The following is a 14,454-nucleotide window of genomic DNA, read 5'->3' as shown; positions in this document are numbered from 1 at the left end:
GATACTGAAGAGGCTTCATGGGCCTTCTGCACCTGCCGCCGGTGTCTGGTCATGTTGGCAGGCCGCGCCCAAAATGGCCCGGCCAATGACACGCCGGAACTGCAGATCCAGCATCACCGCCAGATACATCCGGTCAGGCAAAACCTACTCCGCGACGATCAGTCCCGGCACTTTGTCCTCAAGCTCATCGAAACCGGGGCACAGCTTGGCCTTGGCATCGACGATAAGATGATCCATGTCTTCCGTGCGGCAAAACACCGAGCGGGACGGCAGCCCGACTTTGGAATGGTCGGCCAGGATGATCCGCCGCTCCGAATTCCGGACCATCGCCCTTGCGATCTCGGCACCGTGCAGGAAGTGGTTCATCGCACCCATTTTGGCGCTGACGCCCCAGGGTGCAAGCAGGGCGGCGTTTGCATGATAACGCTGAATATCGTTGATCGTGGCTTCGCCATGGGTTTCCATCGGGTCCTGTTTGATATCCCCCGCCAGCATGACGACACGGAAGCCGCGTCCCGGCTCGCCCGGGCGCTCGGCCAGACGCTGGGCGACATCGACGGCGTTAGTGATGACTGTCATATCAGTCAGGCCATTCGGTCCGGCAAGAGCATCGGCCATCGCCTGGCTGGTCGCCCCCGCGTCCATGAAAATGGTCATGCCGCTTTCCAGCAGCTGCAGGGCGGTCGCAGCGATACAGCGTTTTTCCTGCAGGCGCTGCTTTACCCGCGTCGAAAATGCCGTGTCTTCCCGCACGGCGGGGACGGCCCCCCCCCTGACACGGCGAACCTCGCCGGCGGTTTCCATCTCCATCAGATCGCGGCGGATGGTTTCTCTTGAAACGCCAAACTCCTCAACAATTTTGTCGATGGACACCCGGCCGAATGCGGCCAGTTGCGCACGAATCTTCTGGTGCCGTTCTTCCTGCCACATAACTGAACCACCCAGCTTTATTGGAATAAGTCAAAATTTGCCTCTGTATTCCACAAACTTCAACCACCTCGAACAACTCAACACATAACGACACAAAATACACATATTGCCACAAATGTGAATCCACGCTAATGATTCTCCAGGCCGGCTGCGAACAGGCCCCCAATGAAAGAAAACCAGCCCCTTCAAAGCGAAGGGCGCCGCCGGAGCCTTGCGCACCTAACGATGGCTTGCGGCCGCAGAAACGGAGAGACCGCATGACCCGCGCTTTCGCGATCGAAGACCACCACATCGCCTTTGCGCTTGCGCTTGCCGATACCGCCCGGGATGTGCTGTCACGGCACGCCACCGATGCCCCGGGGGTTTCGGTCAAGCCGGATCGCAGCCTTGTCACCCAAATGGACCTGATGATCGAAGCCAGGTTGCGGGCGATGATCGCAGACCGGTTTCCGTCGCACGGGATCATCGGCGAGGAGGAGGGCGTCATCGCCGAAGACGCTGAAGCGGTTTGGATTCTCGACCCGATCGACGGGACCGCACCCTTCATCATGGGCCTGCCGGTATTTGGCACGCTGATCGCCCTTGCAATCGACGGCGTGCCGCTGCTTGGCGTCATCGACATTCCGGGCGTCAATGCCCGCTGGCTGGGTGCGCCGGGGCGTCAGACCACCTGCAACGGCCGGCCCGTGAGCGTGCGCTCATGCGCCGGGCTTTCCCAGGCTTTGATGACCAACAGCAATCAGGATTACATCCCCGCCGCCGACCGCGCCGCCTTCGAAGCCCTGAGAGCGGCAACTGCGACACGCGTCTATGGCGGGGCCGCTCTCAATTATGGGCGGCTTGCGGAAGGCCGCACCGATCTGGCCGTGGATGCCGGACAAAAAGTGTTCGATTACGCGCCGTTCCGTCCCGTCATCGAAGGCGCAGGCGGCATCATCACCGACTGGCGGGGCGACCCGCTGACCATTCATAGCGACGGCCGCATTCTGGCCGCTGGCGACAGTGCCGTTCACCGGCAAGCCGTCGATCTGATCGCCGGAACAGAAGCCTGCGGCCAGTAATTCCATCGCTGGGGCGCATCAAAATAACGGCACGATAACTGGGAGGAACCATGAGTATCGACATTTCCAATCTCACTGTCACCTATGGGCAGGTCGACGTGATTTCAGGCCTGTCTCTGACAATCCCCGAGGGATGTTTCTTTACCCTTCTGGGACCATCCGGCTGCGGCAAGACCACGCTGCTGCGCACGATCGCGGGCTTCGTGCCAGCTGCCGGCGGCATGATCAGCTTCAGCGGCCGCGACGTGACGCGCCTGCCGCCGCACAAGCGCGCCATCGGCATGGTGTTTCAGGATTACGCGCTCTTTCCCGACAAGACCGTGGCGCAGAACGTCGCCTTCGGCCTGCGCGCACGCGGTGAAAAGAGGCCTGAAATAGACCGCAAGGTGGCGGAAGCGTTGGAGCGTGTCGGGCTGGATGGATTTGGAGGGCGCCACCCCGCCGCGCTGTCTGGCGGTCAGAGGCAGCGTGTGGCGCTGGCGCGGGCGCTGGTCATCAAGCCGCAGGTGCTGTTGATGGACGAACCGCTGTCGAACCTCGACGCCAAGCTGCGCATCCAGATCCGCGAAACCATCACGGAACTGCAGCGCGAAGCCAACATTACGACCGTCTTCGTCACCCATGATCAGGAAGAGGCCCTGTCGATGTCCGACCTGATCGGAGTGATGAAGGACGGGGCCGTTGAACAGCTCGGCACGCCACAGGAGATATACGCCAAACCGGTAACCGGATATGTGGCCGATTTCGTCGGCGCAGCCAACCGGATGAAGGTACGGCTGGGCGCCGCCGAGAGCGGCATGGTCCGCGCCGAGTTCGGTTCTGCCAGCATCCTGGCCAGGAACGCGTTGCCAGGGCAGGCCGCCGAAGGGCTGCTTGTTCTGCGCCCCGAAGACTTGAAAATCTCTGCCGGCCAGCAGGACGGGCTGCAATCGCTGCCTGCACAGGTCCGGAAGCGGCAATACCTCGGGTCAAAAACCAGCTATTGCCTCGATCTGGGTGATGAATTGCAGGTCGTTGCCGAACTGCATGGCCCCGGCCACGACGGTTTTGCCCCCGGCGACCAAGTCAGCCTGGGCATCGACCCGGACCTTGCACGGGTCATCGCAGCATGAGCACCGCAAACCTCCGCTCTCCCTGGTTCTGGATAACCGTTCTGGCGCTCGGGCTGCTCGCGCTGTTCGTCCTCTACCCGCTCCTCAACATCCTCAGCGCCAGTGTGCTGGGCGACGGGCCGTCGGGCTGGTCACGGCTGATCGAGTCGCCGAAATACCTCCGGGCCATCGGCAACACCCTGATCCTGGCAACATCTGTAACCGTGATCTGCACGCTGATCGGGGTTCCGCTTGCCTATGTCACCGCACGCTACAGTTTTGGCGGCAAGACGCTGATCGCGCTGCTGCCGCTGATCACCCTGGTGATCCCCGAGGTGATCGCCGCGCAGACCTGGCTGATGATGCTGGGGAACAACGGGCTAATCACCAAGTTCTTCCGCGAATTCGGTATCCACCTGCCGTCTTTCTACGGCTGGTTCGGCCTGATCACCTCGATGAGCTTCATCTATTACACCTATGTCTATATCGGCACCGTCGCCGCCATCGGCAAATTCGATGTGCAGCTGGAAGAGGCCGCGCAAAGCCTTGGCACCCCGCCGGTTTTTGCCCGCCTGAAGGTAATGCTGCCGGTGATCATGCCCGCGATCCTGGCCTCGGCGCTGCTGGTTTTCACCATGACGGTCGGCAACTTCGCGATCTCGGTGATCCTCAGCCATCAATTGCCGCTGCTATCGGTGGCCACCTATCAGGCGGCGGTTGCCGAGGGCGCATCGGACATCACCATGCAAAGCACGCTGGCCAGCGTTTCGGTGATGATCGTCATGGTCGTGCTGTTCTTCAACCGCCGGGTCGTGTCGCGCGGCAGCTATGAAATCGTTCAGGGGCGGGGCGCCAGGCCCGTGCCGCTGCGTGGTGTGCGCGGAATGATGGTCGCGCTGCCGGCCTGTCTGGTGGTCGCGATCTCACTTCTGCCGCTGGCCACCATCGTCGCGGGGGCGTTCACAAAATCGCGCGGCCCGGTGCTGCAGTGGGGGGAATGGACGCTCGACAATCTTGCCCGCGTCTTCATCACGGCGCCCGGTCCCCTGCTGAACTCGCTGACCTATGCGGCAATCGCAACCGTGATCTCTATCGTTTTCAGCACGATGGTAAGCTATTTGGTGGTCAAGAAGCCGAGCCTGCTGACCCCGCTGGTCGACTATGTCTCAGCGATCCCGCTGGCATTGTCGGGGACGGTTCTGGGTGTCAGCCTGCTTGCGGCATTCAACGGCGGGATCCTGCCGCTGACCGGCACGGCGGCCATCATCGTGCTGGCCTATGTCATCCGCAAGATGCCGTTCGGAATGCGCAACAGCCAGTCGACGCTTCACAACATCCCCAACTCGATCGAGGAGGCATCCATCAGCCTCGGCTCGCCGCCGCTCCGCACGTTCCTGCGTGTCATCCTGCCGGTGATGCTGCCCGCGGTGGCATCGGCGGCGATCCTGACCTGGACAACCTCGGTGGCTGAACTGTCTGCCTCTATCCTGGTGTATTCCGGCGGCCGGGAGACACTGCCGATCCAGATATTCCGGCTCATCGATTCCGGGCTGATGGCCTATGCCTCGGCTTACGGGCTGGTTCTGGTGGCCATTATCCTGATCCCAATCACAGTCGCCAACCGGCTGTTCGGCATCGACATTTTCTCATCGAAATGACGTGTCGGCATCACCCGCGCACGGCGCGGACATCGAAACAGTAGAGAGGAGAAACCATGAAGTTCAATTCACTGATCCCCGGCGCCCTGGCCCTGGGCCTGACCGTCACACCGGTGCTGGCCAGCGAACCGGTCCTTTACACATCGAACCCGGTTCCCGCGGTTGAGGCCGTCCAGGCGGCGGTTCATGAAAGTGCCGGCACCGATCTGGGCGTCATCACCGGGGGCAGCGGCGTGCTGCTGCGCCGGATCGAGGCCGAGGCCGATGCGCCGCAGGGCGATGTGTTCTGGTCGACCTCGATCAACACCGTCGGCGCCTTCAAGAGCAATTTCGAAGCCTACAGCTCGCCCGAGCTTGCCGCGGTCAAGGAATCGCTGCGCTATCCGGACGACCTGTTCCAACCGGCCAACATTCACGTCGTGACCATGCTGGTGAACTCTTACCTGCTGGACGGCGCTGAAATGCCCGGCAGCTGGGCCGATCTTGCCGATCCGGCATGGAAGGGCCGGGTGATGATCCCCGATCCCGCAAACAGCTCGACCGGCTACACCATCGCCTGGGGCTTGTCGAAACTGCTCGATCAGGAAACCTTCGAAGCGGTGGTATCGAATCTCGTGATCAGCGGCTCGTCATCCGCGGTGCCGAGAGGCGTGGCAATGGGCGAATACGCCGTTGGGCTAACTTTTGAAACCAATGGATACGCCTATGTCGACGGCGGGCAGGAAGAGCTGCAGCTGGTTTACCCCGCAGAGGGCACTTTCATCACCGCCGACTATTCCGGCCTGGTGCAGAATGCCCCCGCCGGCGAGAATGCCAAGAAGGTCATAGACACGCTCATGTCGAAGGAAACCCAGACCGAGCTTCTGATGGTTGCCTTCCGCCGTCCCAGCCGGACCGACATCAAAGTATCCGACTATGTCGGGCTTCCTGAACTGGGTGACATCAAGATTTTCGACGTCGATGAGGGCGAAGCGGCCACCTCCCGCGAGGACTTCCTTGCCAAGTGGGCCACCCTCCCGAAGGCCGGCAGCTAAGTCCCCCCGGGCTTTCTCATCGGCAGCAGTCGCGGCATTTTCTCCCAGTGCCGCGACTGCGCTTTGTCGCTTGCTGCGGCTCTGATGATGTGACCGCCCCCCGACGGCATCAATGTGCCAAGGCGGGTCTGCAACGATCCACAAAGGAAAGCGGTCATGCCAGAGATTTCCAAGGTCGGGCCCGATCTGGCGAATAATGTGGTTCAGGCCCGCGGGGCAGATGCAGCGGGGCAGCCTGTTCTGCGCAAGAAGCTGCGGAGGGGTCAGGTGCTGGCCTTATTCGGCGGGTTGCAGCCCTGTGTTGTCGCGATGGAAGCCTGTGGCGGCGCTCATTATTAGGGTCGTGAGATCAGCAAGTTCGGCCACGAAGTACGGCTCATCCCTCCCGCTTATGTGAAACCCTTTGTTAAACATTGGAAGAACGATGCCGCGGATGCCGAGGCGATCTGCGAGGCCGCGCTGCGTCCGACGATGCGGTTTGTGCCTGTGAAGAGCGAAGAGACGCAGGGCGCGGCGATAGTGTTCCGCGTGCGCGAGCTTCTGATCCGGCAGCGGACCCAGGCCATCAATGCACTGCGAGGGCATTTGAACGAGTTCGCACAGGTCGCGCCACGGGGGGCGGCCAACGCGTCAAAGCTGATTGCAATCATCGAAAGTCCGGAAAGCGGCCTGCCAGCTGATGCCATCCCCACACTCAAGGTGCTGATCACGGCCCTGACGCCGCATCAGAGGCCGGATACATGTCAGCGGCTTCGTAGCAGAACTGATAGCGGAGGCGTGCGTTCCCCTTTCCCGGTTGGGGTCAGGCCACGCGAACGATCTTGGCTGCGCCGAGAGCCGGGAAGCGGTTCACTAGGGCAATGCGGATGTGGATTTCAGCGGTTTTTCCATTGGGGTCTTCTGTAGCGGTGCGATCACCGAAGGCCTTTAAGCAGCGCATTTTCGCCTCGATCCGGCTCCGGGTGTGATAGCCAGTCCAGCCCCGCCATCCGCAGCAGACCGGCCGGCGACCGGGGCGGGCCTCATGTGGCGCAAGCCAGGTCATCTCTTTGTCTCCCCAGATGAGCAGAGAACCGCGCTGTCGCAGCGCTGCATTGTAGCTGGACCAATTCGCCGTCCGGTAGCGGGCTGGTAAGGGTTTCGTCATGCAGCCCTTCTAACCTCATGTATCCACGCGGTGAATCCTCAAGGGGTCAAGTTCTGCAACAACGCCAGCCTGGTGGGCGCCTGGTGAGGGGCTGATCGCCTGGGGCGAGTTCATCCGGAACCGTAAGAAACTTGTGGTCGTGGCCGATGCAAAGCCCGTAATGAACGAAGACGACACTACAGCGGTGATTTGGGAGCGTCGGCCGCGGAGAAGGAAAATCACTAAACAAGCCAATTAGGGCAGCTGGGCTAACGGCGGCCTGAAAACCCCATAATTTTGCCATACTTGACAGTTTTTCTCAGTATGGCCGAGGCGAATTCATAGAGGTACAGTTATTTGGTTCAGGCGGGTATCAGGTGGCTGCTGGTCTTGTTCGTTCTCGAGGGCATTGCGGTCATCGCAACCTATCAGATTTTTTTTCCCATCGAATGTCACGCAACCGGAATAGCGGGATTGTGCCGCGGGTTGAGGATTGTGTTTATCAGCGCCATCTGCGTCTTCGCTGCGTTTGCAGTTCTGATATGCGGTCGGACCAGAAGCTGGCACCGGTTTCTCGAACTGATCAAGGCAGCAAGTCGAAAGCCCCTTTGGGGTAACGTTCACTTGCTCGGCGTCATGGTCATATTTCTGCCGGTACTGATCATCCCTCCAGGGGAAGTGAACGAAAAATTCCTGTATGTTTTCATACTGCTCGCAGGTGGCGGTGCCTTAGCAGCACTTGGATCCTTGTTCTGGGTTCTAAGACCGTTGTCCTGGTGGGAATGGCTAGGAACCGAGCGTTTTCAGCCGCTTGTAATCTTGCTGTTGGCTGCTTTGATCCCGTCCTTGGCGCACCTGATAGAGCCGCTGTGGGCGGTTGAGTTCGTGTCCACCGCCACATTCAAAGGTGTGGCGCTGTTGCTCTCTGCAGTTGGCCCTGAGGTTTTCATTGAACCGGGCCGTGCTTGGATCGGGCTGCCAGGGTTTGTGGTTGCTGTCGCCAGCCAGTGTTCCGGCATCGAAGGGTTTGCGCTGATCACCGGGTTCATGGTGATCTATGCTGTGCTGTTTCGCGAAACACTGAGGCAAAATGTATTCTGGCTTGTTCTTTGGCCAATAGCGCTTCTGGCCAGTTGGGTATTTAACATCCTGCGCATTACTGTCCTGATTCTGATTGGCAGGTATGTCTCGCCGGAACTCGCGGTGAACGGCTTTCACAGCTTCGCCGGGTGGTTGCTTTTCATCTTTCTGGCGCTTGGAATCTTATATCTCGCTCAAGCTATACCGGCGCTTCGCCGAGTGAACTATACCCTCCCAGAGAGGGAAAAATTGAGCGCCGACCCTGTAGCCGCTCTGATTGTCCCTTTTATTGCCTTTATGATTTCGGGCGTCATTGCACATGCATTCTGGGAAAACCCTGCTCTTGGATATCCGTTCCAGGCGGCGGTCATGCTTGGCGTCTTGGTCTGGATGCGCCGTGCGCTGTTTCCTCAGATCCGGCTGTCGCTCGACCCGTTTTCGATCGCGGCTGGTCTTGTCGTCGGTGCGGCATGGGTGTGGTTTTCCGAGCCCTATCAAGAAGACGATCTGGTTCTGGGAGCATTGAGCGGTAGTGCGTTCCTGGCATGGGCGATGGTACGCACGCTGGGAACCACCCTTCTGGTGCCCGTGGTGGAAGAAGCTTTCTTTCGCGGCTACATTCTGGCCAGGCTCGATACCGGCTCTCCGGCCGCAAAAGCCATCGCAGTTCTGGTGTCGACTGCTCTGTTTGCAGCCCTGCATGGACGCTTGATTCTGGCAGGCATCGCGGGCCTTCTTTTCGCAGCTGCAATGTTGCGCCGGGGTCGACTGGGCGATGCCGTTGTCGCGCATATTGTCGCAAACGCATCCGTCGCCGCAGTCGCCTGGTATTCCGGGCAATGGTCTTTGATCTGACCTGGGCTTACCCAGCCTTGCGGCGCCGGTTCACCTCCCAAGCCAGCACCAGAGCGGCGGCTAGAGCTGCGAGAGCCATTGCGCCTGTGGATGCGTCAATTTCGGGAACAGAGGCCGGTCGCCCTCCGCCGATGCCTACATCAACGGCGCCGAGATCGACGCCGATCGATTGCGCCGTTAGGACTGTGGGCAGCACGCTCAACAATGCAATGGAAGCACCGCAAACACCAACTTTCTTGCCAATACCCGCCATAGACAGATCTCCACTTGAACAATTCGCCCCATAATTGATTCTCGATAACTAAAAATCAAACAAATCTCTGCATTGTTGCGGAATTGGCAGTCAATCATGCCGCAGGCGGATCGTTGTTTCAGGATAGGCCTGCCCTTGAGTTCGCACGAGAAAAATTCACTGTAGTGATTTGAATGGCTTCGTAGCAGAACTGATGGCGGAGGCGTGCGTTCCCCTTTCCCGGTTGGGGTCAGGCCACGCGAACGATCTCGGCTGTGCCGAGGGCCGGGAAGCGGTTCATTAGGGCAATGCGGATGTGCATTTCAGCGGTTTCTCCGTCGGGGTCTTTTGCAGCGATGCGATCACCGAAGGCCTTAAAGCAGCGCATTTTCACCTCGATCCGGTTCCAGGTGTGATAGCCAGTCCAGCCCCGCCATCCGCAGCAGACTGGCCACCATGCCGGCGGCTTGCCTTAAGAGCAGCTTGAACAGAACTTTTATCGACAAGCGGAACTGGATCCCGGCATTGGAGCAGACCGGCCGGCGACCGGGACGGAGAAGAAGAAATTCCTGCGGCAGGCGATCCGCTTGGTGCTGTCCGAAGGCAGGCCGCCGTCCCCCCTCTCGGGTATTGCTGCGCAATCGCCTGCCGGGCAGTGGCGGCGACACTGGCGTAGCGCGCCGTCGTGGTCAGTTTGGCATGCCCGAGCAGCGCCTGCCCTCTCATCGAAACTGGGTTTCGACTGCCGGGCAATAAACGACCCGGATGCCGACGCCGCGCTCCGGCAGATGTGTCGCAAAACTGTGCCGCAGCGTGTGCAGCGTCACAGGCTTGGTGATGCCCGCGGCCCGCGCCGCCTGCTTGAACAAACGCGGGAACTGACGGGTATTCCGGGCTTGCCGCGATAGCCGGGGAAAATGACCCGTTCAGGCCCGGCCACGCCTGTGTCCTGACCGGCGGGCCGTTCTTATCACCACTCGCGCAACAAGCCCGGAATACCCGCGGGCAGCATCACGTTGCGATCCTTGCGGGCCCTTGGATTGCACGATGCGGATGATCTTCTGGTCCTCGTCGATGCCGCCGACCTTGAGCCGGACAACTTCGCCCGCACGCAGGCCGCAGCCATAGGCGAGCGACAGCATCACACGCGCCTTCAAGCTTGGTGCCATGAGCAGGATACGCTTGACCCCGGTACCGCTCAGCCCAGCGGCACCTTCACCGGCTCCTTGAGGCTGAAAACCTCCGCGGCCAGGTTATGCCGCCGCAGCGTCACCCGGAACAGAAACTTCACCCCGGTCATGGTCTGACTGCGGGTACAGATGCTGGTGCCGCTTTCCATCAGATGCCGCTGGAAGCCCCGCACATCATCGGTTGCCGCGGTCCCGGGGGATCGTCCGAGCCAGGCTGCAAACCGCTTGCAGGCCCGCAAGAGGCTGGTTTGAAGCGCCGGCCCCGGATTGCGCGCCGGCATATCGGCAATCATCCGGGCGCGAAGGGGTGCCGCCGGCGCGGACTGCTGAACGGTCATGGGAAACCCTCTGTCAACCGAGGCAAAATCACCGCGCCCGACAGCACGCAGCCGTCATCGAAATCCGCGAACAAATCCCGATTCCGCGCCGGGGCGACCGGGTCACCGTTTCGGAGGATTAGAGCGCTTCCCGGCTGTTCCCCAGGATGACGGCAGGCAGCCCGAAGCGGCCTTAGACAAGGGGTGTCGCGCCAAAGATTCTGCCGCCGCGAAATTCCTTGGTCACTTTCCCGGAAGCCGGTGGGGTGGATGGCTCCTGCTCCAACCGGCGTCGCAATGCGCCATAGTGCAGGTGTCGATATCTGGTTATGAGAGGAGCCACCCCATGCAAGTTACCACGACCGGTGTTGATCTGGCGAAGAACGTAATTCAGGTCCACGGAATTTCCGGAGATGAAAGTGTCGCCTTCAACAAACCGCTACGCCGCGCACAAGTTTTACCGTTCTTCGCGAAGTTAGAACCTTGCCTGATTGGTATGGAGTCCTGCAGCACGGCGCACCATTGGGCTCGTGAGTTGACCGCCTTGGGCCACGACGTGCGTCTGATCCCTCCGATGTATGTCAAACCTTATGTGAAACGCGGCAAATCCGATGCGATTGATGCTGAGGCAATCTGCGAGGCTGTTACCCGTCCGACCATGCGCTTCGTGGCCATCAAAACGGTAGAACAGCAGTCACTGCTATCGCTTCATCGTGCGCGTGACCTTCTGGTTCGCCAAAGAACGCAGTTAATCAACGGCCTGCGAGGGCTGGTCGCTGAGTTCGGCATTTATATACCCCGAGGTCTGGCTCGCGTCATTGGGTTTGCCGAAGACATCACCCTCGGAGAGGTGCTCGATGTCCCAGATATCGCCAATGAGGTGATCCGCAACCTGTCTGAACAGCTTAAGGCGTTGCACAAACGCGTCCGCTGGTATGAGGAACGTTTGAAGCAGGTGGCTAGGGAAGATGAGCGGGTAAGACTGCTGCGAACCATCCCAGGCGTTGGAGCGGTGACAGCCTCGGGGATCATCGCCAGCATCGGAGACGGGCACCAGTTCAGAAATGGCCGCGAATTTGCGGCGTGGCTTGGTTTGACACCCGCAAATAGATCCAGTGGTGGAAAAGAGAAGCTGGGCCGGATCACCAAAATGGGCGATCAGTACTTAAGATCGTTGCTTGTCGTCGGGATGACATCGCTTGTCAGGCAAACCCGATCACATCCAGAGCGCGCCAGCAAATGGCTGACGTCGCTCCTTGAACGCAAACCTGCTCGCCTGGCTGCAGTTGCTATGGCGAACAAGACGGCCCGAATCGTCTGGGCCGTTCTCACCCGTAGCGCACCCTACAACCCACATTTGGCCTAAGGAGACAGAACCACGAGTTAGCAAGACCTGCGAAATGATGGTGCAAAAGTCAGCCGCGAAAACCAAGAGACCCCGTCGAAGGTCCCGGGCATCATAGCCCGCTAAGCCGTAAGGAACTTGGTTTGCGGAACCCATCAGGGCCAGCGGTCAAAACCGCGCAAACAGGCCGGACACACGACTGCATCTGACGAATGCACGAAATCAACTCAAAAATGTCTTGCTATGCAGGAGCCATCCACACAGGTCCTTCGCCGGAACCAAGCTGCTTCATGTGACGCTTCGGGTTGCACCGGAGCAGCTATGCGCAAAAGCGCCATTTTCAAATCCAGCCCTGCCGCCTGCCGCAGGCGGAGCAAGAATCTGGCACCGTATGGCCGGGGCGGTGGCAGCGTCAACGCTCGTTCGATCTGGCTCTCAAATTAGCGGAAAATCGAATAGCAAAGACACGGCACAAGCCGGAAGAGGTTGTCTGGAAGCTTCCGCAGGAGGCCCCTCAGGTGCAGTTCGAGTTGCTATTCATGAATCTGCCTGGCAGGAAAGAATTGCCTTCGCCAGCAGACTTGCCGCGCGTGAAGGGCGTTTGCGCGGGTATACGATTTGAAACGTGTCATTGAACGTGACCCGGTCCTTGGCAAGGGTGCGCAAACGGCCGCGTTGCACTTCCGGATCCGCGTAATGATCGGGCAGAAATCCGATAAAGGCGCCGGACAGAATGAGAAGCAGCGTGCTTTCCATATGCGCGGCTACAGCGTGCCAGTTGAAGCCGATGCCGCAGATCGGTCCTTGCGGCATATACGTGCGTCCGGCAAAATCCTGCCGGGCAAGAACCGCATCCGTCAGCGTATCCTCATCAACGGCAAACAAGGGGTGCCGGCAACTGCAATACAGGTTCTGGCGTTCTTCGAAGACATCGACAGCCTGCATCTGTCCCAACTGACGCTGAGACGGCATCAAAACGGCTTGATACCGGCCGTTCAATATGCCTTGCGACAGGACTTGCGGCGCGGCAATGTCGATCGACAGCCGCACCTGTGGAGCGAGTTCTGCAAATTCCTCGATGGCACGGTCCAGTCTCAGGCTTCGGTTGGTGTACATGGCATCAACCGTCCCGAAACTCAGATCCCCGGACAGTTCCCCCTGCGCTTCGCTGACCGCATTTTGAAACCGGTCGATGGAGCCGAAAAGGTCAAGCATCGCCGAATAGATTTGGCGGCCTTCCTCGGTCAGATAAAACCCGCTGCGGCCGCGTTCGCACAGCCGCATGCCGAGCCTCTCCTCAAGATGCCGCATGTGCGCTGATATCGTTGCCTGCGTCATGCCGAGGTTTACCTGTGCGGCCGAAAACCCGTTTGCATTCACAATTTCTGCAAAGACCCTCAGCAGGCGCAAATCAACATCGGCAAGGCTGTGAGGTTGGGACGTTTGAGGCGCAATTTTCTCCATACATAGAGATTATCATAACTGAGCTTAGATACATATAGATTTGAATGAGAATATATCGGTGCTTTGCTGATCCCATCTAATTTGGAGGGGAGAAAAGCATGTCCGATAACGCCTATGACCAGGGCCGCCTCAACTTGCCATTCGTTGGCATCAGTACCTTTGGAAAAAACCCCTATGTAGCAGACTGGGACCGCATTGACGCCGATGTCGCGATCCTCGGGGCGCCGTTTGACTTTGGTACGCAGTGGCGCGCCGGTGCCCGGTTCGGACCACGGTCAATCCGCGAAGCCTCCACATTGTTCTCTTTCGGCCATGGCGGCGCTTACGACCACGAGGATGATGTCACCTACCTGCCGGCCGAAAAGGTCCGGATAGTCGACATCGGCGACGCCGATATCATCCACACCGATACTGAAAGAAGCCATGCCAACATTGAATTCGGTGTGCGCAAGATCCTGGCCGCAGGCGCGCTGCCAGTGGTCCTGGGCGGCGATCATTCGGTTAATATCCCCTGCATCAATGCCTTCGAGGAAGACTGTGCCAAGAACGGCCCCATCCATGTCGTTCAGATCGACGCGCATCTCGACTTCGTCGATGAGCGCCACGGCGTGCGCTGCGGACATGGCAACCCGATGCGCCGCGCCGCCGAGAAGGACTATGTCAGCGGCCTGTCGCAGCTTGGCATCCGCAATGTCTCCTCGACGGCGCGCGACGGCTATGAGGCCGCCCGTTCCATGGGCTCCGATATTCTCTCGGTCCGTCAGATCCGGGCGCTCGGCGTGGAGGCCGTGCTGGCGCGGATCCCCAAGGGCGAACGCTATTACGTGACAATCGACATTGACGGGTTCGACCCCTCGATCGCTCCGGGCACGGGCACGCCTTCGCATGGCGGCTTTATTTATTACGAGGTGCTGGAGATTCTCGCCGGCCTTGCCGAACGCGGCACGATTGCAGGGGTCGACCTCGTCGAGGTTGCGCCGGATTACGACCATACCGGCGGCACGGCAATTCTGGCGGCTCAGGTGCTGATGAACCTGATCGGCCGCATCATGCATGCGCGGGAGGTCTGAA

At 59.8% G+C, this 14,454-nt stretch carries 11 protein-coding genes and 6 pseudogenes; 8 read left to right on the top strand and 9 right to left on the bottom strand.

Annotation, left to right across the window (positions count from 1 at the left end; all coding sequences use genetic code 11):
- Positions 1-144: 144 nt before the first annotated feature.
- Positions 145-930 carry a DeoR/GlpR family DNA-binding transcription regulator gene (locus tag METH_RS16685; RefSeq protein ID WP_024091653.1) on the bottom strand — a complete coding sequence of 262 codons (786 nt, stop codon included), beginning with the start codon at positions 928-930 and terminating at the stop codon, positions 145-147.
- 257 nt (positions 931-1,187) lie between these two features.
- Between METH_RS16685 and METH_RS16680 the strand changes: the two genes are divergently transcribed.
- The 5 genes and pseudogenes from METH_RS16680 to METH_RS23370 all read left to right on the top strand — a co-directional run.
- On the top strand, positions 1,188-1,991 hold the full coding sequence (locus tag METH_RS16680; RefSeq protein ID WP_024091652.1) for an inositol monophosphatase family protein: 804 nt from the start codon (positions 1,188-1,190) through the stop codon (positions 1,989-1,991).
- Positions 1,992-2,041: 50 nt separating this feature from the next.
- On the top strand, positions 2,042-3,103 hold the full coding sequence (locus METH_RS16675; RefSeq protein ID WP_024091651.1) for an ABC transporter ATP-binding protein: 1,062 nt from the start codon (positions 2,042-2,044) through the stop codon (positions 3,101-3,103).
- Entirely contained in the window at positions 3,100-4,740 is a 1,641-nt protein-coding gene (locus tag METH_RS16670; protein ID WP_024091650.1) for an ABC transporter permease, read from the top strand. Before METH_RS16675 ends, METH_RS16670 begins: the two co-directional genes overlap by 4 nt.
- 56 nt (positions 4,741-4,796) lie before the next feature.
- Positions 4,797-5,774 (top strand): extracellular solute-binding protein, encoded by a 978-nt coding sequence (locus METH_RS16665; RefSeq protein WP_024091649.1) that lies wholly within the window; start codon positions 4,797-4,799, stop codon positions 5,772-5,774.
- Positions 5,775-5,930: 156 nt separating this feature from the next.
- Positions 5,931-6,491 (top strand): annotated as a pseudogene (locus METH_RS23370) (IS110 family RNA-guided transposase); the annotation flags it as partial.
- An 85-nt stretch (positions 6,492-6,576) separates the two neighbouring features.
- Here the strand turns inward: METH_RS23370 and METH_RS25420 are convergent.
- Both METH_RS25420 and METH_RS25415 read right to left on the bottom strand, forming a co-directional pair.
- Positions 6,577-6,762, bottom strand: a pseudogene (locus METH_RS25420) (IS5/IS1182 family transposase); the annotation flags it as partial.
- Positions 6,763-6,771: 9 nt separating this feature from the next.
- Positions 6,772-6,921, bottom strand: a pseudogene (locus METH_RS25415) (IS5/IS1182 family transposase); the annotation flags it as partial.
- Between the two features lie 369 nt (positions 6,922-7,290).
- Between METH_RS25415 and xrtE the strand changes: the two are divergent.
- Complete coding sequence (gene xrtE / locus METH_RS16655; protein WP_169731249.1) at positions 7,291-8,835, top strand: exosortase E/protease, VPEID-CTERM system; 1,545 nt, start codon at positions 7,291-7,293, stop codon at positions 8,833-8,835.
- Between the two features lie 7 nt (positions 8,836-8,842).
- Here xrtE and METH_RS16650 read toward each other — a convergent pair whose 3' ends face one another.
- The 5 genes and pseudogenes from METH_RS16650 to METH_RS24055 form a co-directional block, all read right to left on the bottom strand.
- Positions 8,843-9,088 (bottom strand): VPEID-CTERM sorting domain-containing protein, encoded by a 246-nt coding sequence (locus METH_RS16650; protein WP_024091645.1) that lies wholly within the window; start codon positions 9,086-9,088, stop codon positions 8,843-8,845.
- A 229-nt stretch (positions 9,089-9,317) separates the two neighbouring features.
- Positions 9,318-9,503, bottom strand: a pseudogene (locus METH_RS23360) (IS5/IS1182 family transposase); the annotation flags it as partial.
- Positions 9,487-9,615: pseudogene (locus METH_RS25410) on the bottom strand (transposase); the annotation flags it as partial. The pseudogenes METH_RS23360 and METH_RS25410, both read right to left, overlap by 17 nt.
- 174 nt (positions 9,616-9,789) lie before the next feature.
- Positions 9,790-10,209: pseudogene (locus tag METH_RS24920) on the bottom strand (tyrosine-type recombinase/integrase).
- 56 nt (positions 10,210-10,265) lie between these two features.
- Positions 10,266-10,595: a phage integrase N-terminal SAM-like domain-containing protein gene (locus METH_RS24055; RefSeq protein ID WP_024091641.1), complete on the bottom strand. Its 330-nt coding sequence runs from the start codon at positions 10,593-10,595 to the stop codon at positions 10,266-10,268.
- Between the two features lie 325 nt (positions 10,596-10,920).
- On the opposite strand from METH_RS24055, the gene METH_RS16635 reads away from it, so the two are divergent.
- Positions 10,921-11,940, top strand: coding sequence for an IS110 family RNA-guided transposase (locus METH_RS16635; protein ID WP_024091640.1), 1,020 nt, complete (start codon positions 10,921-10,923; stop codon positions 11,938-11,940).
- Positions 11,941-12,456: 516 nt separating this feature from the next.
- Here METH_RS16635 and METH_RS16630 read toward each other — a convergent pair.
- Entirely contained in the window at positions 12,457-13,383 is a 927-nt protein-coding gene (locus METH_RS16630) for a LysR family transcriptional regulator (protein ID WP_024091639.1), read from the bottom strand.
- 98 nt (positions 13,384-13,481) lie between these two features.
- Between METH_RS16630 and speB the strand changes: the two genes are divergently transcribed.
- Entirely contained in the window at positions 13,482-14,453 is a 972-nt protein-coding gene (speB, locus tag METH_RS16625) for an agmatinase (protein WP_024091638.1), read from the top strand.
- Position 14,454 lies beyond the last annotated feature (1 nt).

The organism is Leisingera methylohalidivorans DSM 14336, from assembly GCF_000511355.1.
Classification (GTDB): domain Bacteria; phylum Pseudomonadota; class Alphaproteobacteria; order Rhodobacterales; family Rhodobacteraceae; genus Leisingera; species Leisingera methylohalidivorans.
Note: the sequence above shows the minus strand (reverse complement) of the source record. Positions and strands in the feature narration are given on the sequence as shown.